We start from the raw sequence: 18154 nt of genomic DNA, 5'->3' as shown, positions 1-18154 counted from the left end.
ATCGGCAAGAAGGTTGTTGTCGAGGCTGAGCACCGACTGCTCTCCAAAGATAAACGTGCTCTTTTCAAGCTGCTCATCGAGGTCTTCGAAAAGGTCATAGTATTGATCTGAGCTCAACTCTTTAAGCGCATCACGGGCCTCCTCCAGGCTTTGTGCTTTGGATGCAAAAAAAGGCTGTAATCGTTTGAGTAAAAACAGTGCTAAAAGGCCGTTATGCCTTATCGGAAGCGTCATTTTATTTCTGATGTCAGGCTCGATAAAATAGTGAAGTTTCCCCTGTACCATTTCGCAGCAGACGCAACTTTCTGATATCTCGGAAAGTTCTTTAAGGTCCCGTTGGACATTCCGGAGGGATACCATGTCAAACTCACACAGCATATTGTGAATGTCACTGATCGAAAATTTCCTGGGTTTTCGGCGTATTAGAAAAGCCAGAATCCTGATCATCCGTTCGCTTTTCCGGACATCGGTGGTATGGACCATTAATCTATTCCTTTCGATGATTATTCCAGCAGAATATTCCTTTTAAAATATAATTCAAATGCGACAACATTTGTCGCATACTGCTGATATTTTATTAAAAAACAAAGGAGAGCCCATGAATATGGATGAGATATTTTTGCGGAAATTGAATCGCAAACGTTCGCTGCAGAGAAACAAGCGGTTCAGGAACATATCACTGAGAAGGATCAACGGTATTGCCGACAGGCGGAAACTCGGGTACTTGCTGAACATACTCGAGCATACGGGAAGAATCATCAGTGATGATATTCTCGAAATTGCGCTCCGCTATCTTACGCAGCCCGATAAACGTCGGATCGTCACCTTCTGCCTGGCAAAAGCGAAACGCATTAAACTTGAAGATACCTTTGATGACGGGTATAAAGCAGGGAGAGATAATATCGAAGAAATGATTAAGGATATGCACCGCAATGAATATCTGAAAAGGGATATCTTTCGATATATTTATGAATCACTGAACGATTTTTGTGCTGAAAAAGCCGGCAAACGTACGTGCTCCCTGCAAAAGAAACTCAATGAAATTGCAAAGCTTTTTGGGTTAGGTGAAATCGAAAAAGAGGTCCTTCTGATTGCTTACTTGTCGGTTACCGATTCGGTGGTGGACAAGATGATCGAAGATTTGAGTCCGTTAATTGACGTAAAGCGTACTCACAGGGATTCGATCAATAATAAAATCCTCAGTACATTATCAGGCATTCCAGGCAATGAAATAAGCAGAGCGTTATCGGGAAGGTCGGCACTGCTCAATTCGGCATTGCTAAACGAGGAACGCAATCCCGCAGTTGAAGTGATCGATTTTCTGGACGGCACCGCCAGTCAGGCAATATCTAAAAAGTATTTCACCGAATACAGCGGTCCTTCGATCCCGCTCGAGTATCATACCGTGCATAAAAAGCAGATAGAAATAGTGAAAGCCCTTCGCCGGCATAAAACCCCGGACCAGGGAGTGAATATCCTGCTGTATGGTGCGCCGGGTACCGGTAAAACCGAATTTGCCCGTGCGCTCGGCAAAAGCATTAACCTGAATGTTTATGAAATAAAGAATATCGATGATGAAAAACAGAAAGATGAAACCGCTCATGCAATGTTCAGGTACCGGGCATTCCTGGCCTGCCGAAAGATGATCAATTCCAATGAGGCGATCATCGTTGTTGATGAAGCCGATGCGGTGTTGAATTCATCCCCGTCATTCTTCTCCCTGGCTCCGCTTGCGGAAAAGGGGCAGATCAATAAACTGCTCGATGAGTCTACTGCATTTACAGTATGGATCACTAACCGCTTTGACGGTATCGATGAATCCACCAGACGGCGGTTTGATTATTCGATCCGGTTTGACAAGCTGACGTTCCTGCAGCGGAAAAGAATCTGGGAGCACAGCATTAAAAAACACATGCCGGCAAAATGCTTGTCGGTTCATGATATCACCGCGCTTGCTGAAAAGTATGAAATCAGTGCGGGGGGAATCGATATCGCATTGCGAAATGCAGCAAGAATATTCAGAAAACAGAAAAGTCGGAAAGAGATTATTACGCTTATCGAGGGTATCCTCGATGCTCATTTGAAAATCATCGATCAGCAAGGACCTGCTGAAAAAAATTCCAGAGTCAATGCTCCCGATTACAGCATACAGGGATTGAATATTCATGAGGATTTGGATCGATGTTTTAGTGCCCTGTGCCAATTCAACAAATACTGGAACAGTATGGATTCTGAATCATCTGTACATAACATGAACATGCTCCTTTATGGTCCTCCCGGAAGCGGTAAAACAGAATTTGCAAAATACACGGCGCGTCTCCTCCACAGGCGATTGATTATAAAACGAGCGAGCGACCTGATGAGCTGCTGGGTAGGGGAGAGCGAAAAGAATACCCGGGAGGTTTTCAATGAAGCCCGGCGGGATAAGGCTATTCTGTTTATTGATGAAGCAGATAGTTTTCTGGCTGGCAGGGAAGGAGCTGAGCATTCGTGGGAAATATCTTTTGTGAATGAATGGCTGACAAATATGGAGAATTTCAGGGGGATACTCATCTGTGCAACCAATTTCAAGAAAATCATGGATTCAGCGGCTATACGACGGTTTCCCATTAAGCTGCGATTCGATTATCTCAGCTCCGAAGGCAATCTGGTCTTCTATGATCTGTTCTTCAAAAAAATGGTAACAACCCGATGCACGGCAATTCAGCAAATGAAAATCCGTTCCATTGAATATGCCACACCCGGTGATTTCAAGGCGGTCTATCAGAAATATTTTTTCCTGCAGAACATCAGCATTTCACATGATATGCTGATCGATTCATTGAGAAATGAAATCGCCGAAAAAAACGGAAATGTCGGCAAAAAGATCGGATTCAGAAAAGAGTAATTGCCATGCCTGCATGCAAAACAGAAGACCACAAAGCTTCATGCACCGGCGTGTTGCGCTTGCATTCATGGCGACCCGATTCAGCAGGGCTCGACGATAATGTCTGGTATGATGATTATCATGGCTTCCTGTATATCGATTTCCGGAGATCACAGAGAACCTGCATACGAATCAGTACCTGGGAGCGGGGATTGCAGGTATCACAATGGCATCCTGTGCTTGAGATATGGGAGTGTGATGATTGGGATCCGGGAATAACGCTACCGTTCGATACGTCGAATAGGCATTTCAAAGCCGCGCTTGATGAATATGCTGAAACATTTCCTCCGGGAGTAGTTGAAAATGTCAAGCATTTCGCCTGGCGTCAGATAATGCTTTTGAAAATGATCCGTCAATGTCCGCAAACAATGGACCTGCTCGAATCGAACCCGGTTCTTGCCTGGTTGCTTGCCGATGAAATCGCCGGGCAGAAAATACCTGTCGATGAAGGAGCAAGGTGGGCGCTGTGTAAAAGAAGAGCGATACTGCGGCTCATCGGTATTAATGCCACCGAATCGTATGTAAGGATACTGGCGAGAATTAAATGCAGACAATACTACCGGGATCTCTGCTATAAAATCAGGGAGCTGGTATCGTTGCTGGATCATATGAGTAGTATCAGAAAATTAAAGGAAATCCCTGCCGATGAAATTTGTAACCTTATCCATAATTTCGAATTCACTAACTGGTTGCTTTCGCCTGTCGATGAATCAGGGAAATTGGTCCGGCATACTGTTGATAGAGATAAGAGAGCTTCATTATCCAGATTATGGTCGGATATGAGAGATTGCGCGCGGGATTTGGAAATTAGCAATTATGAACAGAAAATGTTTTCCTGCCATTCTGCGGCTGAACTCAGGACCCTCTACAATAAATGGATCGATAGCGAAAAATTTGATAGATTATTTGTAAAGCAAAGTGCGAAGTCTCTGAAAAAGATCTATGGCACCAACAAGCTCCCCTCACCTCCGCTGGCAGGCACTTCAACTATTATGCCGGTAGAAACTATTGAAGAGCTGATCGATGAAAGCATTACAATGCATAACTGCCTGCATGCATGCTCCCGCATGATTATGGAACGGTCCTGTTATATCTATCGAGTACTCGAGCCGCAACGGGCTACGCTGGCAGTAGCTTATGAGGGAAATAAAATTGTTCCATTGGAATTACGGACTGTAGCTAATGGGGAAGCTGATGAAGAGACCTGGAAGAGTGTTCAAGAATGGATTGCAGGAACGGAAAAATGATTTTTTGAGGGATGTCGAATTTGATGCCCTTACCAGGCAGTTTATTATATAGATTTCATTAATCATGCAAATCGTCAAATTATTTCCGCTTTATAGATCAATTTATCTGATAAAACAGCAAGGTGAATAGATTTCGGTTTCAAAAATAATGCAGTGAGAAATAATTCAATGACAATACAGGATTGCTCAATAGTTTTTCTGTTGATTCTCCCGGCTGTTTTGGGAATTATTATGGTGGCGGTCATTTATTCGTTTGCGCCTTGCATTCTTCCACAAGCGTATTGTCAAAAATATTGGAATCATTGAACCATCCTGCAATCGTTGCTATCAACAGTGCTTTCATGTCATACTGCCCGATCGAATATGCACCGTCCAGCGATTGCCTTAGATATTTCTCTGCTTTGTGGGAATCGCCTTCCATGAGAAATCTTTTTGCAAGCGACCCGATTTGAAAGAATGCAAAAAAAGGATCGGCCTTTTTAAATGATGGGCTGTTGACAATCCGCTCTGCTCCGGCTAAATCCCCGGCATCCATAAAACCCCGGCAGATTCGGATCAATTCAGAATAGTATCTCTTTTTTCTTGCCTGTCTCAATAAAAGCTCAAGCAATTCAAGCGCTTTTGCTCTCATTCCGATCATGCAGCAGCTATCAGAAAGTTCAAGCATATAGTCACAGGAAAGATTGTCTGATTTCGAAATGAATACTTTCCTGATCTGCCTGGACAACAATTCTCTTGATCGCCTGCTTTCACCGCTTGCATGGTATTTCCGGATCACAAGCAGGATATCCTGCATTGAACGCAGGTTTCTTCTTTTCCGCGCACATGCAAGGCTTTTCCCGAGATTCACCCTGCATTTTTCTGTTTTTCCGGCTTTTCTATAAGAATCAGCGACATCCGAATATGCATAACACCGAATGTGGGCATACTTACCTCTGCCGGCCCACGACTCGGCTCGGGCAAGATATTTCAGCCCTTTTGATGTATTTCCGGCATTTATATAATATTCTGCTATTCTGCAGTAGATAAACGATTTATCTGATTCCAGAAAAAATGCTTTCGAATTCTTCTCAATCCGGCAAATACAATCATCGGCAACCGCAGCTTTGCCCGCTTTTCGGAGTTTTTCAATTAGTTCAAAGAGCTGATATGAGGTGATTTGGCTTCTGCTTAACTTTTTAATAAGGGTAAGTGATGGTCTGCAGATATCAAGGTCCATGAATCGTGAGGCTATTTCCATGCTTTTGTATTTACGGGAAGGTATATCTTTCAGCAATGGAATTTGATGGTAGCATTTCCATAAGAGCCTTTTGGCCTCCTTTGTTTGCCCCGTCTCCTGGCAGATATTTGAAATAAATATAAGTGCATTGATACGCCCGTACAAATCAGTGCATTGATCTGCGTAGAGAGATGCCTCCGGAAGCAATGCCCGGGCTTGATTACCGGTACTTTTCCTGGTTTTCGCTTTTTCCACCATAAATTATCCTTCAATATTCAATTTAATATATGAAAAGCATGCGACAAATAATGACGCATCTATATCGATTCCATATTATTCCGGTTTGCTTTGAAGATATTGCAGCCGCTATAATGCTCAGAACTCACTCTGCATGCTGCTGTGGCTCAAGCTGATACCGAAATTAACAGCATGTGCTGAAGATTAATCAGAATTCCATATCTATATCCACATCATTACAGGAGGTTTCCATGTCCCGCACTATCAAAAAAATGTCTAACGTTACAAACCGCGATCTGGTTGCACTGATCTCCGATAAAACCGGCCTCACTCAAGTCGACACGGCAATCATTGTTGAAGCATTTTTTGATGCTGTCGGCAAATCGCTCCGGAGCGGCAATAATATTGAAATTCGAGGATTCGGCAGATTTCTGATAGGATACAGTCTGAGCTTTTTGAAGTGAGCTATTTGTTGATCTAACCCCCTGGAGAAGCTTTGATGCTGAAACATTGAGCACATTAGCTATTTTGTATAGATTTAACACTGCTACATTCCGCTCTCCCCGCTTGATTCCGCCGACATATGTCCGGTCCAGCCCGGTCTCCAACGCCAGGTCTTTTTGCGATAACTCGCATTTTTTGCGGTTTTTTCGGATTGTAGACTCTCACCCAAAACACGAAAGATATTTTCGTAATAAATCCGAATTGCATAAGGATTATCTTTTACTATAGGAAAGACTCCCGAACGAGAGGAGCATGTGTTGTAATTGTCTTGTATCTTTAAAGATTTTCCAGGCATATTGTACTTCGATATCTTTTTCAGGGATGTTCATTTTTTGTTCTCCTTTATACAGCAGGTTTTGAGTTATATCGGCGACTATTTCCGCGTATTCCCAGATCACCCTGTCGGGCACGGTAACGGACCAGCAGAACCAGCCGCTCGATAATGCGCAAGTCTCAAGGTTCAATAGAAGTATGATCGCCATGTTGCTTAACAAGTGGGTACTTTACGGGAAGGGATATTTCCTATGCCGATTTATCGGCATAGATTTTAAAAAAGCATTTTCCTTAGAAGGGATTTAAAGGGATGGAATCCCTTTCATGATATCAACAAATAGTAAATGCCGCAAAAAGAAAAAATTATTTCAGACAGATTGATAATCGATTAGAGGTAAACGGGCTGAAAAAAAATATGCAATGAGGCGGGGGAGGTGATAAAAAGGAAATGGACCTAAACGGTAATCCCATCTAAGTCCATTTTGTATTGTAGTGCTCGGGACGAGACTTGAACTCGTACACAGCTATGCTGCGAGGGATTTTAAGTCCCTAGTGTCTACCAATTCCACCACCCGAGCTGGTTAAATTCGAAACTCGAAATGTGAAAGAGAACAGGACGCCGATAACGCTAATCATGCCGATCTCCGCTGATCCGGAAATGGATATCGAGAAAGATATCGCATGCTTGTGGTTCGTTCAGCATCCACCCTAAAAATGCTTCATTGCGGGGGAAAAAGGCAATAAAAAAGCCTTCTCTGCAGTTTCAAAAAAGGCTTTTTATCTGATATTGTGAGGAAATTTATTCTTCGACATCGATAATATACCCCTTGATCATTTTCTCCATGGCTTTGTAGAGATGGTTTTCGATAGGGTAATTGTTGTTCCTAATCTCCTTTTTAATTTCTTCCACCTTTTCGATCCTGACTTCGGGAAGCACTTTGATTTTATCCCAGATTTTCTGCAGGTTGAGTGAAGACTCGGAGATGTGAACAGATTCTTTATTCGATGCGTCGTTGTTTACCCGGCTAGCCTTATCCTGCTGATCCGGCTTCGACTTGCGCCGTATCGACTCATATTTGCCTGCGGCAAAAGCGTTGTTGATTGGTAGTAGTTCGGACATAATAACATACTCGTTCTAAAGTCCTTTTTTATGGGGTGCTCTTCCGTCCCTGGAAGCCACTCCATCCCTGGAAGTCCCCGTTGAGCGCTCCGTCCGTGGAGGAGGGATTGCCTTCATTATTAAATATCGGCGCATGGACAGGGAAACTTTAACCTTTGGCGTGAATGAAATGAGGTGCATTTGTAAGTGTTTGATATTTAATGAGATGGAAGGAGAGATATTTAAGGCATTTTTTTCATCGTAATCGTTCTCGGTACATTGACCTGAGTATGCGCCGCACTGAGTGACACTCTGAGCATATCGAAGTGGGGGCCGAAGTGTCGAAGGATCGTTTATCTAAAAGGACGCTCAGACTGCAGCTTCCTGCTTAATTGCAGCATCCCTATCGCCATCATCGTCGGTTGCCCCTAAATATTTCACATACCCCCGGGCACGGGGATTATCCATGGCCTGCAGTGCTTTGCGGGCATTGTTGACGACCATTTCATTATCCGAGATAAGGAGATACCCGGTCGTTTCCAGGATTTCATCATTGTAATGGGCGATTTGTGAGACTACCCAGAGGGCGGATGCTTTCATAAAATTGTTTTTGCTTTTGATCATTTCGAGGAGGTCATCGGTGATATCCCTGTGGCCGAGGGTGTAGAGCGCTTTCAGCACATTCCCCCGGATCCGGTTGTTGGGATCTTTCCGAAACCGCATCAGTATGGGGATAAGCCGTTTATTGCCCAGACTCTCAAGTGCTTCGATAGTGTTTGCCCGGACCCGTTTGTCCTTGTCGTTGAGCAGGGACATGATGATATTTTCGGTATCCGGGCCCACGATTTTTCCCAGAAGATTGACCGCGGTGGCCCTGATTTTGACATCCCGGTCTTTCACCAGATCGGCCAGTACATGATGTACTCGGGGATTTTTCTTGAGCAGGCCGAGGATTTGCACTGCCCTGAGCCGCCGTTCATCATCATCGCTGTAGAGGTCTTTGCCGATTTCATCTACCACGGTTGACGAAAGGGTGTTCATAATAAGGCCGAGTTTTTCTCTGACCGCACTGTCAAGATCGTTGTAATGGGAGATAAGATTCTCGCGAATGATCAGGCAACTGGATTGAATGGCGGTGTTTTTTATGGTCTGGTTGTCGTTTTTTACAAGTGTCAGTATTGTCTGGAGATCTCCCAGGGTCCCTTCCATTCCGACAACTTTGAGGCTGGCGAGGATTTTCTCGGGAATTGACGATGTCAGGCACTCACGTGCTGTTTCGAGATTCATGGTATTACCGTTCCCCGGTTAAAGCGGCGATCCGGTCGCGTAGCCGGGCCGCCTTTTCAAATTCGAGATTTTTCGCTGCCTGCTGCATCTCTTTTTCGAGTTCCTTTATAAGAGAATCAGTATCATCGGGTATTTCTTTTCCATATCCGGGTGAGGGTTCTGCGGCCATGCTCACTTCCTGTTCATCTTCGGCAGCACTGTAAAAGGAGAGCGGGCCTTTGATAATCCGTCGAATGCTTTGCGGGGTAATGTTGTGGAGCTGGTTGTATTCTATCTGTTTTTCCCGACGTCGACCGCACTCCTGTACGGTTGCTTTGATGGAATTGGTCATGATATCCGCGTAAAGGATGATTCTTCCCTCGGTATTACGGGCTGCCCGGCCGGCTATCTGAATCAGCGAGCGCGTGGAGCGGAGGAATCCCTCTTTATCTGCATCGAGAATGGCCACCAGCGATACTTCCGGAAGATCGAGACCTTCCCTGAGCAGGTTGATACCGACGATGATATCGAATTTCCCTTCCCGGAGGTTGCGGAGTATTTCCGACCGTTCAAGGGTTTCCACTTCAGAGTGAAGGTATTGCACTTTGAATTCCAGAGCATCGAGATACTCGGTGAGATCTTCAGACATCCGTTTCGTAAGGGTCGTGACCAGGGCCCGTCCTCCGCGGGAGATGGTCGTCCTGAGTTCTTCGATCAGATCGTCAACCTGATTACCTGCGGGTTTGATTTCGATCGGTGGATCAATCAGTCCGGTAGGCCTGATGATCTGTTCGACAATGACGCCGCCGGATTTTTTAAGTTCGTAATCCGCAGGGGTGGCCGATGAGTAGAGCACGAAATCGGTAATCTCCTCGAATTCAGTGAATTTCAGTGGCCGGTTGTCGAGGGCACAGGGGATACGGAAACCGTGGTCGACCAGGGTCTGTTTTCGTGCCCGGTCGCCGTTGTACATGCCGTTGATTTGCGGTATGGTTGCATGAGACTCATCGATAATGGTGAGAAAGGGCGTGGAGAAAAATTCCAGGAGACTGTGCGGACGGCTTCCTGGTTTGCGGCCCTCGAGTATGCGGGAGTAGTTTTCGATGCCGTTGACATAGCCCATCTCACGAAGCATTTCGATGTCGTACAGGGTGCGCTGTTCAAGCCGTTGAGCTTCAACGAGCTTGTTTTCAGATCTGAATTTTTCAAGCTGCAGCTGCAATTCCTGATGGATCTGTTTGATGGCCCCTTCAAGGGACAACCCCGTGGAGACAAAATGCTTTGCCGGGAAAATGACGATGCTCTCCTGAGTATTGATGATCTTTCCGTCGATGGGTCTGAATCGTTTGATGGTTTCTATTTCATCTCCGAAGGTTTCGATCCTGATCCCGGTCTCTTCGTAGGCAGGGTAGATATCGATGGAATCTCCCCTGATCCGGAACGTGCCGCGCTCAAAGGACATATCATTCCGGACATAACGCATATCGACGAGTCGTTTGAGAAAGGCCTTCCGGCTTATGACATCACCACAGGAGATGTCGACACTCGCTTCACGGTAAGATTCCGGAGAACCGATATTGTAGATGCAGGAGACACTCGCAACGATAATGACATCTTTCCGGGAAAGCAGGGAACTGGTCGCCTTGAGCCGCAGGCGGTCGATTTCATCGTTGATCTCGGAGCTCTTCTCGATATAGGTGTCGGTGGAAGGGATGTAGGCTTCCGGCTGATAGTAATCGTAGAAGGAGACAAAGTATTCAACTGCATTTTCCGGAAAAAAGTCTTTGAATTCCTGGTAGAGCTGGGCTGCAAGTGTTTTGTTATGGGAAATGATCAGCGTAGGCAACTGGACTTTTTCGATGATATTTGCCATGGTAAATGTCTTGCCCGATCCGGTAACGCCGAGGAGGGTCTGATGCTTGACATCCTTGATCATGCTATCGGAGATCTGAGCAATCGCGTCGGGCTGATCACCTCTGGGGCTATATTCAGAAACGAGTTTTAATTTCATAGTATTTTAAAGATACATCGATTGAGCGGTGAAATCCAGATATATTACGGATGAGGACATGATTTATCTTGGGGCCTGGCGGTGGGTGAAAGTCGAAGATCGAAGATAAGAAAAGAGGATAATGGACGAAGATAATAGATTGGGAGTGGAGCCGGTGACCGGCATCGAAAAGGAAACGATACCAATGGAACAAAGGCTTGTCAGATACACTATACGGCATCCAGTTACACATTGTACCGTGTATGGATACCGCCGTGGGGATTCGGTGGTGGTGATCCGGGTTGATCTTGCGGTTACGCAGCGGTTGCATGGTCGTGCGGTTAAGGAAGTTACGAAGGGAGCGATTGTGCGGGTTGGGGGTATGCTGAGGAGGTTTCTTGCCGGTGCAGAGGAAGACCTGGGGGCGATTGCGGTCGATGTGTCGGGGCTGAGCGGATTTGCGAAGGACGTTCTCGGTGCGGCGCGGAGAATACCCTGGGGAGAGGTCGTGTCGTACAGTGAGTTGGCACGAATGGCCGGACATCCGCGGGCGGTCCGTGCGGCGGCTTCGGTGATGAGAAATAATACCTGCCCCTTGATTATTCCCTGTCACCGGGTAATTCGCAGCGATGGAACAATCGGCGGTTTTATGGGAAAAAAGGCCGGCGGGTGTATCACTAAAAAAAGAAAATTACTTTGTCGCGAAGGCGTAATTATTTAATTGATGGCGTGAGCAACTGAAAATCTCCTGGACCGCGGGCCTTGAAACCGGCCGGAGAACGAATCGTAAATGGATTTTATTATTTTAATCCAAAGGACGGAAAGAATATGAAAAATTATATACTCGACACAACAGTATTACTCTATGATTCACAGGCGCTTTTTGCCTTTGACGATAATAATGTAATCGTTCCGATCAATGTTATCGAAGATATCGATCGGTTCAAAAAAGAACTCACCGAAACAGGGACCAATGCCCGTCAGACCTCACGGTATCTCGATGAGTTCCGCCGGGAAGGTTCCCTTGCCACCGGGGTGCGGATGAGGAACGGCGGCATGGTATCGGTTAAAATCGGTACCGAAGAGATAATCAACCGCCTTCCTCTGGACCTGCGGCATACGCGGAACAATATCCTGGCCATTGCTCTTGCAATAAAGGAAGAGCAACCCGGTATTCCCACCATTATAGTCAGTAAAGATATTAACCTGCGGATCAAAGGCGATACCCTCGGGCTCAAGGTTGAAGATTACGAATCGGAGAAGGTGGATGTCGAAGAACTCTATCCCGGTTACTGCAGCAGTGTCGTGGATTCGGAAAAGATTGAAACATTGACCCGTGAAGGTGCGGTGGAGCTCGATGAGGAGTATTTTCCCAATGAGTATATCGCCTTGCATAACGAAAACATGTCGCTGAAGACCCTCGGCCGGTATGATGGGGCTCAGAAAAAAGTCGTACGGATTGATGCCCGAAGTCAGGGACATGTCTGGAGAATCGAACCCCGCAACCGGGAGCAGGTATTTGCCATGGATGCATTGCTCAACGACAGCATCCAATTGGTGACCCTGATCGGCAAGGCCGGCACCGGTAAAACACTGTTGGCTATCGCCTCCAGTCTCTATAAGACCGTGGATGAAAACAGCTTCAACCGGGTCCTCGTTTCGCGTCCCACCCAGCCCATGGGAAAGGACATCGGGTATCTCCCGGGTACGATCGAAGAAAAGCTGTTTCCATGGATGTATCCTATTGCCGACAACGTGGAGTTTCTGACTCGAAGTGAGGGCAAATCAAAACGCCATCTCAGAGGATTCAAGGAACTGACTGAGATGGGAATTCTGATTATCGAACCTCTGACCTATATCCGCGGACGGTCGATCCATAATCAATACCTGATTGTGGATGAAGCCCAGAATCTCACCCCCCATGAACTGAAAACTATCGTCACCCGTGTCGGTGACGGGACCAAAATCGTCGTGACCGGCGATCCCTATCAGATCGACAATCCCTATATCGATTCATCGAGCAACGGTCTGAGCTATATTGTGGAAAAGTTCAAGAAACAGGATATCGCCGCTCATGTCACCCTGACAAAGGGAGAGCGGTCGAAACTTTCGGAGCTGGCGGCGAATTTGTTGTGAGGGGGGAGAGGAATCCACGACCCTGTTACTCCATTTCTTCACCCCGCCATTTTCTCATCATTTCCATTCAAATTCGTCTACTTTGGGTTGTACCAGCCGGTGGGGGAGGCGGGAGTACCATTCGTCAAGATAGGCGCTGAGGTTGAACTGCTCCATTCCGGTGACCACAAAGAGTGAAGCGATCCGGCTGTAGCTGTCTTTGCCGTCGGGTACGGTAGATGAATACACCTGACCGACGATCCTGTCGTGGGCGGCTCCGGAAAGTATGTCTCCGGCGCCGGTAATCAGCGTATAGCTGTTTTCACCGGCTTTGATATTTTTGATAATATCACAATGAAGATCTTCGGCATGGGCTGCGAAGAGGGAGCGGTTACGATCCAGCAGCTCATTTCGCTCCAGGGAGGTGACCTCTTTGCCCTCAGTCCGGAGGACAAGAATGCCGGTGACAATCCGCTGAGGTGACAGGGCCCTGATCGCTTCATAGGTATCGGGCGTTAGTTCCAGGACAGTAAGTCCGTGATACCTGAGGACGGTAAAGGCGGCGATGAGATTATCGATATGAGGAGTGCGCGGACATGAGTCGTCACAAAGCCGTTCCCGGGCCCGGGAGTAATCATTGTGAAGATCGGCTTGCGAAATGGTGTCGTTAAATGCATGCATGATCTGTTCGAGATAGCGTAGGCATCCTGCAGAGTCCAGTGGCTGTACGTTTTTCAGCTTATATTCCTGGGCCAGACCGCTGGTAACCCGTTGTGATGAACCGGCGCAGCCGAGAAGCTGCAGCACAATGGTTACTGTTCCTGCAAGGTAAAAAAAACGTCTCATGGCTTCAAGGCAGAGAGGGGAGTGAGTCGGGAACGGTTGTTTTCACCGGCTCGAGTTCCTCTGTGGAAAATTCTTTGAACGTATCCACTGCAAACAGATCCGCGGTATCGGCAACAAAGACATACCGGAATTTGGCCGGATCAAGATATTTTTGCGCCACCCGTGTGACATCATCCAGCGTAATGCTTTTAATTTTATCGGGATAAACTTTAAAATGATCCGCTTCCCGGCCGTAATATTCACTCCAGGCATAGGTTTCAACGATGTCGTAGGGGGTTCTGAACATGGAGGGGAAGCCGTCGATAAGCACCTTTTTTGCATTTTCGAGTTCTTCCGGGGTAACCCCTTCCTTACGTATCTTCTCGACTTCAGCGAGCGAAAGGGCTGTCGCCCGGGCGGTGGAGGGTGTCTTTGTAAAGAATGAAATGTAGAAAGTCGAAGGATATGCGTAGTTTGCTTCAACAGTGGAGCGTATTGAATAGGTCAGTCCTTCATCGGAACGGATCTTTTTCCCCAGCCGGGAAGTAAATCCTCCTCCGCCCAGGATCAGATTGAGGACCGACAGAGGGTAATAATCGGGATGAGGACGCTTGATCAGCGGTATACCGATACGGACATAGGACTGATTGAGTTTTTTGTTTACGATAAGTGTTTTCTGTTCGGGAGCCGGCGTAATATCCTTTTCAAAGGAGAGCGGTTTGGATTCTCCAGCTTTGGGAAAGAGTGTGTTCAATCTGTTTTTCATCTGCTGTTTTTTAAACTTGCCTGCAGTAGCAAGGATGAAATTCTGAGTGCGGAAATATTTCTTATGAAAATCGACCAGGTCCTTACGGGTAACAGAAACGACACTCTCTTCGGTAGCGAGCCTGCTGTTTTCTTCACCGGGATAGAGGAGCTTATCGTAGGCTGCTGCAACAACGGGTTCGGGATTATTGAACCGGTGCCGGATCATTTGCCGGAAGAGTGCTTTTTCTTTATCCACCTTTTCCTGTTCGAACGCCGGATTGAAGAGAATTTCTTCCAGAATAGTCAAGGCTGTATCGGTGTGTTCAGATAAAAAGGAGCATTTGAACTCAAGTTGTGTTTCATGGAGAGAGAAATTGATATCGATCGCATACAGTTCGATAAGTTGATCGAGTGTATCAGCCGGAAAACGTCCGGTTCCACCGGTTCGCAACAGGCGCACCGCCAGATCGCCCATACCTTCCTTACCGGCAGGATCATCCAGCGAGCCGCAGGTGATAAAGCCAGTCATCTGTACCATGGGGACGGTAGGATCTTCGGCAATATACAGGCGAAGACCATTGTCGAGCGTTTCACGGTAAGGGGCACCCAGGGGAAGATCCCAATCCAGCGGAACATAGGAGATTTTTGATGGATGCTGAGGAAGCGATGCTTTACGCGCACCAACGCCGCTTGCTCCGGCGAGTATGCCTATACCTGCCAGGAGAGGAAGAAGAAAAATCTTTTTGTTATTTCTGCTCATTATCAGCTGTTTTTTCACTTTTTTGAGGTTTTAAAAGCATGCCGATGGTCGACAGGTCGGGTTTAAGGTAACGAGTAACAACCGGCGCGACCTGATCCGGTGAGATTTCGGCGATTTTGTCGGGATATTCTATCAGGTCTTCCCAGCTACCAATTCGTTCAAAGGCAGCCAGCAGGTCCGATAAGCCTTCGAGGCTGTTGATTTGCTTGACAAAGGACATTCGGATATTGTTTTTGTTCCGTTCCATCTCTTTCGGGATGGGCGGTTTCTCTGTAAGGCGCTCAATTTCTTCGATGATAATTTTCTCCACCTCGGCAGGATCGGTGGTATCTTTCAGCGTGGCCCATACATGAAAATATCCGTTATGAAGCTTGGTCCGGTTGGAAGCCCCTGCATTTGTGCAGAGCTTTTCTTTATCAACCAGCCGTTCATACAGCCGTCCGCTTCTTCCGGATAAAATACCTTCGACAACATCGAGAACATAGAGGTCCTGATTGGGATATCCCGGTGTATGAAAGAACATATCCATTTGTGGGGATGCGTTATCATGAAGGGTAAATCGTGTCTGGCCCACGGGGTCCGGTTCACGGGTAACCACATCTTCTTTAGGCTCCGCCGCCGGGGGGATATGTCCAAAATACCGTTTGATATCCTTGACTGCCTTTTCGGGCTCGATTTTGCCGACCAGCACGATGAGCGCATTGTCCGGGGTATAATATCTGGCCACATGCTCTCTGAGTTTTTCGCGGGTATAGGAACGAATATCAGACATCCAGCCGATAGTGGGAATTCGGTACGGGTGGGCTTTGTAAAAGAGTGCAAAGAGACGCTCATAATATTTTCCCGCAGGACGGTTTTCATACCGCATTCGCCGCTCTTCAGTAACAACATCACGCTCGCTGTAAAACTCTCTGAGCACCGGATTATTCATGCGGTCGGATTCGATCCAGTAGAAAAGGTCGACTTTATTTTCAGGGAGCGTTACAATGTAACCGGTCATGTCATCGCCGGTCCAGGCGTTCAGGTGGGTACCTCCATTATTCTTGTAGAGTTCCCAGATTTCATCCTTTTTCATGTATTTACGCTGTTTTTCGAGGAGTTCGAAAATCTGTTTCCGCAGTGCAATGATTTTTTCATCCGATTCACTGGCACCTTGCTCTCTCAATCGCTGGATTTTGGCATCCAGAGAATCGATTGTATTCATGATCGGCACCTCTTTTTTGTAGGATTTGGTTCCCAGTGTTCTGGTGCCTTTGAACATCATATGTTCGTACATATGAGAGAGTCCGGAGGTGCCGGGACCTTCATACATGGACCCGACGAAATAGTAGAGCCTGCAGGAGACAACCGCTACCTGGGTGTCGGGGACAACCATGATTTTCAGGCCGTTGGCCAGTGAGTCGTAGTGGACTGGGACAGATATGTTCGCTGCACCGGAAACAGCAGTGCAGAATGTGAGAAAAGCGATGATTTTAATTACTGTTCTCATTATGCCTTTTCTGAAATTGTCTTGATCACATTCTGATAACCGAGATGTGCCATAAGGTTATCGAGCATGACCAGAGCGGTGTAGTTTTCAGCCACCGGCCAGATCCGGGCGACGATGGTCGGGTCCCGTCGGGTTATGGCGGCCAGTTCTTTGTTTTCCAGGGTATATTTATCAATAGTATTCTGTTTTTTATCGATTGTAGGAGTCGGTTTGACCCCGAGGCGGGCGATGATTGTCTGTCCGGTGGAAACACCGCCGGTAATACCGCCAGCATTGTTGGATTCGAATACGACCTTGTCCTTTTCGGAATGCATCCGGTCGTTGCATTCATAGCCGGTCATATCTTTAACTTTTATCCCAGCGCCGATTTCAACGCTTTTTACTGCGCCGATACCGACCATTTTTCCGAGTTCGGCATCAAGTTTATCGAATACCGGCTCACCGAGTCCTGCCGGAACACCGGTCACCATGACTTCGACCAGGCCGCCGGCCGAATCGCCGGTTGCGGAAATCCTATTAACCGCATCGACCATCTCCTGTGCTGCTTTCAGATCGGGACAATTGAGTATCGGATGAACGTTATATTTCTCTTTTATCGCGTCAGGGTCGAAGGCGGGCGCTTTTGAGCGGATATCATCGATTTCATTCTCGATCTCTGCGAGGATCTTCATTTTTTCCAGAAATCGCATTTCCATGGTGATTCGTCCCTTTTCATAGACTTCCTGATAAAAGGGATCATAATCGCAGCGCATTTTTTTGTAGGATTCGGCTTTTTCCCTGATCGCGGTTTCGTCGATTTCAGGACAGGGAACACCGCCCATCTCTTTCACGTAGGAGAAGACCGATATACCATAGAGTGCCAGGATTTTTTTTGCAATTGCGCCGGCAGCGACAATGGTGGAAGTATACCGGCCGCTGAAAATTCCTGCACCGATAGCGTCGTCATCGGCACCGTATTTCATGAACGTGGCATAGGATGCGTGCCCCGGACGGGGAGTGCGATTGGTGTCCTGATATTGCTTGATATGAATGAAATGACGGTCGAGATTGGGTATCAGGATGCAGAGCGGGGTACCGTTGGTATGATTTTTATTACCGGCATTTTCAATGGTATCCGCAGCATTAAATCCTGAGTATATGACCGGAAGATCAGGTTCTTTTCGCGGGGATGAGAGCTCATCTGCGCCGGGCTTGCGTAAGAGGAGATCGCCATAGATCTCTTTTTCGGCCACAAGTATTCCCGGGGGAATTCCCTGAATTACCGCAGTAAGCCCTTCTTGATAAGAACCACCTGCAACAGTAACCTGCAAAAATCTGCCGAAATGACATCCGATCATTTTTTCTCCTTTTTTGAAGAGTACGATTCAATATGCAAAAAATGCTGGAGTAATTATATGGTGAGGTATAAAAATATTAAATGGAAGTTGTCCATGCAGATTTCGATAAGTGATTGGAAA

At 46.7% G+C, this 18154-nt stretch carries 15 protein-coding genes, 1 tRNA gene and 1 pseudogene; 5 read left to right on the top strand and 12 right to left on the bottom strand.

From position 1 onward, the window contains the following. On the bottom strand, window positions 1-483 hold a 483-nt coding region (locus tag GF401_04130; GenBank protein ID MBD3344232.1), incomplete at its 3' end, for a hypothetical protein. 58 nt (window positions 484-541) lie between these two features. Here GF401_04130 and GF401_04125 point away from each other — a divergent pair. Further along, on the top strand, window positions 542-2887 hold the full coding sequence (locus tag GF401_04125) for an AAA family ATPase (GenBank protein MBD3344231.1): 2346 nt from the start codon (window positions 542-544) through the stop codon (window positions 2885-2887). Window positions 2888-2892: 5 nt separating this feature from the next. Continuing rightward, window positions 2893-4173: a hypothetical protein gene (locus tag GF401_04120; protein MBD3344230.1), complete on the top strand. Its 1281-nt coding sequence runs from the start codon at window positions 2893-2895 to the stop codon at window positions 4171-4173. Between the two features lie 241 nt (window positions 4174-4414). Here GF401_04120 and GF401_04115 read toward each other — a convergent pair whose 3' ends face one another. Next, window positions 4415-5650 (bottom strand): hypothetical protein, encoded by a 1236-nt coding sequence (locus GF401_04115; protein ID MBD3344229.1) that lies wholly within the window; start codon window positions 5648-5650, stop codon window positions 4415-4417. A 230-nt stretch (window positions 5651-5880) separates the two neighbouring features. On the opposite strand from GF401_04115, the gene GF401_04110 reads away from it, so the two are divergent. After that, on the top strand, window positions 5881-6093 hold the full coding sequence (locus GF401_04110; protein MBD3344228.1) for a hypothetical protein: 213 nt from the start codon (window positions 5881-5883) through the stop codon (window positions 6091-6093). Between the two features lie 15 nt (window positions 6094-6108). On the opposite strand, the pseudogene GF401_04105 reads toward GF401_04110, so the two are convergent. From GF401_04105 to uvrB, 6 genes and pseudogenes are all read right to left on the bottom strand, one after another. Next, window positions 6109-6285: pseudogene (locus GF401_04105) on the bottom strand (helix-turn-helix domain-containing protein). A 60-nt stretch (window positions 6286-6345) separates the two neighbouring features. Continuing rightward, window positions 6346-6615: a hypothetical protein gene (locus GF401_04100; GenBank protein ID MBD3344227.1), complete on the bottom strand. Its 270-nt coding sequence runs from the start codon at window positions 6613-6615 to the stop codon at window positions 6346-6348. Between the two features lie 284 nt (window positions 6616-6899). Continuing rightward, window positions 6900-6984 (bottom strand) — tRNA-Leu (locus GF401_04095). Window positions 6985-7205: 221 nt separating this feature from the next. Then, window positions 7206-7526 carry a hypothetical protein gene (locus GF401_04090; protein MBD3344226.1) on the bottom strand — a complete coding sequence of 107 codons (321 nt, stop codon included), beginning with the start codon at window positions 7524-7526 and terminating at the stop codon, window positions 7206-7208. A gap of 348 nt (window positions 7527-7874) precedes the next feature. After that, window positions 7875-8792, bottom strand: a complete 918-nt coding sequence (locus GF401_04085; protein ID MBD3344225.1) for a hypothetical protein — start codon at window positions 8790-8792, stop codon at window positions 7875-7877. 4 nt (window positions 8793-8796) lie between these two features. Continuing rightward, the gene (uvrB, locus tag GF401_04080) at window positions 8797-10782 is read right to left on the bottom strand and encodes an excinuclease ABC subunit UvrB (GenBank protein MBD3344224.1); all 1986 of its coding nucleotides are present in this window, start codon (window positions 10780-10782) and stop codon (window positions 8797-8799) included. A 121-nt stretch (window positions 10783-10903) separates the two neighbouring features. Between uvrB and GF401_04075 the strand changes: the two genes are divergently transcribed. Beyond that, window positions 10904-11482 carry a methylated-DNA--[protein]-cysteine S-methyltransferase gene (locus GF401_04075; GenBank protein MBD3344223.1) on the top strand — a complete coding sequence of 193 codons (579 nt, stop codon included), beginning with the start codon at window positions 10904-10906 and terminating at the stop codon, window positions 11480-11482. Window positions 11483-11589: 107 nt separating this feature from the next. Further along, complete coding sequence (locus GF401_04070; GenBank protein ID MBD3344222.1) at window positions 11590-12897, top strand: AAA family ATPase; 1308 nt, start codon at window positions 11590-11592, stop codon at window positions 12895-12897. Window positions 12898-12954: 57 nt separating this feature from the next. Here GF401_04070 and GF401_04065 read toward each other — a convergent pair whose 3' ends face one another. The 4 genes from GF401_04065 to GF401_04050 are packed head-to-tail and all read right to left on the bottom strand — an operon-like array spanning window position 12955 to window position 18034. Then, window positions 12955-13722, bottom strand: coding sequence for a hypothetical protein (locus GF401_04065; GenBank protein MBD3344221.1), 768 nt, complete (start codon window positions 13720-13722; stop codon window positions 12955-12957). A gap of 4 nt (window positions 13723-13726) precedes the next feature. After that, window positions 13727-15208 carry a hypothetical protein gene (locus GF401_04060; protein ID MBD3344220.1) on the bottom strand — a complete coding sequence of 494 codons (1482 nt, stop codon included), beginning with the start codon at window positions 15206-15208 and terminating at the stop codon, window positions 13727-13729. Continuing rightward, the gene (locus GF401_04055) at window positions 15195-16697 is read right to left on the bottom strand and encodes an insulinase family protein (protein MBD3344219.1); all 1503 of its coding nucleotides are present in this window, start codon (window positions 16695-16697) and stop codon (window positions 15195-15197) included. The genes GF401_04060 and GF401_04055 overlap by 14 nt, the downstream gene beginning before the upstream one ends. Then, entirely contained in the window at window positions 16697-18034 is a 1338-nt protein-coding gene (locus GF401_04050) for a chorismate synthase (protein ID MBD3344218.1), read from the bottom strand. The genes GF401_04055 and GF401_04050 overlap by 1 nt, the downstream gene beginning before the upstream one ends. Between the last annotated feature and the right edge of the window lie 120 nt (window positions 18035-18154).

It is taken from the genome of Chitinivibrionales bacterium (assembly GCA_014728215.1).
Classification (GTDB): domain Bacteria; phylum Fibrobacterota; class Chitinivibrionia; order Chitinivibrionales; family WJKA01; genus WJKA01.
Note: the sequence above shows the minus strand (reverse complement) of the source record. Positions and strands in the feature narration are given on the sequence as shown.

Bases quoted from the DNA above. Each gene is read 5' to 3' on its own strand.
- GF401_04085 (MBD3344225.1), bottom strand. From the start codon at position 8,792: ATGAATCTCGAAACAGCACGTGAGTGCCTGACATCGTCAATTCCCGAG.
- GF401_04125 (MBD3344231.1), top strand. From the start codon at position 542: ATGCGACAACATTTGTCGCATACTGCTGATATTTTATTAAAAAACAAA.
- GF401_04070 (MBD3344222.1), top strand. From the start codon at position 11,590: ATGAAAAATTATATACTCGACACAACAGTATTACTCTATGATTCACAG.
- GF401_04100 (MBD3344227.1), bottom strand. From the start codon at position 6,615: ATGGCGATCATACTTCTATTGAACCTTGAGACTTGCGCATTATCGAGC.
- GF401_04060 (MBD3344220.1), bottom strand. From the start codon at position 15,208: ATGAGCAGAAATAACAAAAAGATTTTTCTTCTTCCTCTCCTGGCAGGT.
- uvrB (MBD3344224.1), bottom strand. From the start codon at position 10,782: ATGAAATTAAAACTCGTTTCTGAATATAGCCCCAGAGGTGATCAGCCC.
- GF401_04055 (MBD3344219.1), bottom strand. From the start codon at position 16,697: ATGAGAACAGTAATTAAAATCATCGCTTTTCTCACATTCTGCACTGCT.
- GF401_04050 (MBD3344218.1), bottom strand. From the start codon at position 18,034: ATGATCGGATGTCATTTCGGCAGATTTTTGCAGGTTACTGTTGCAGGT.
- GF401_04075 (MBD3344223.1), top strand. From the start codon at position 10,904: ATGGACGAAGATAATAGATTGGGAGTGGAGCCGGTGACCGGCATCGAA.
- GF401_04090 (MBD3344226.1), bottom strand. From the start codon at position 7,526: ATGTCCGAACTACTACCAATCAACAACGCTTTTGCCGCAGGCAAATAT.
- GF401_04065 (MBD3344221.1), bottom strand. From the start codon at position 13,722: ATGAGACGTTTTTTTTACCTTGCAGGAACAGTAACCATTGTGCTGCAG.
- GF401_04120 (MBD3344230.1), top strand. From the start codon at position 2,893: ATGCCTGCATGCAAAACAGAAGACCACAAAGCTTCATGCACCGGCGTG.
- GF401_04110 (MBD3344228.1), top strand. From the start codon at position 5,881: ATGTCCCGCACTATCAAAAAAATGTCTAACGTTACAAACCGCGATCTG.
- GF401_04115 (MBD3344229.1), bottom strand. From the start codon at position 5,650: ATGGTGGAAAAAGCGAAAACCAGGAAAAGTACCGGTAATCAAGCCCGG.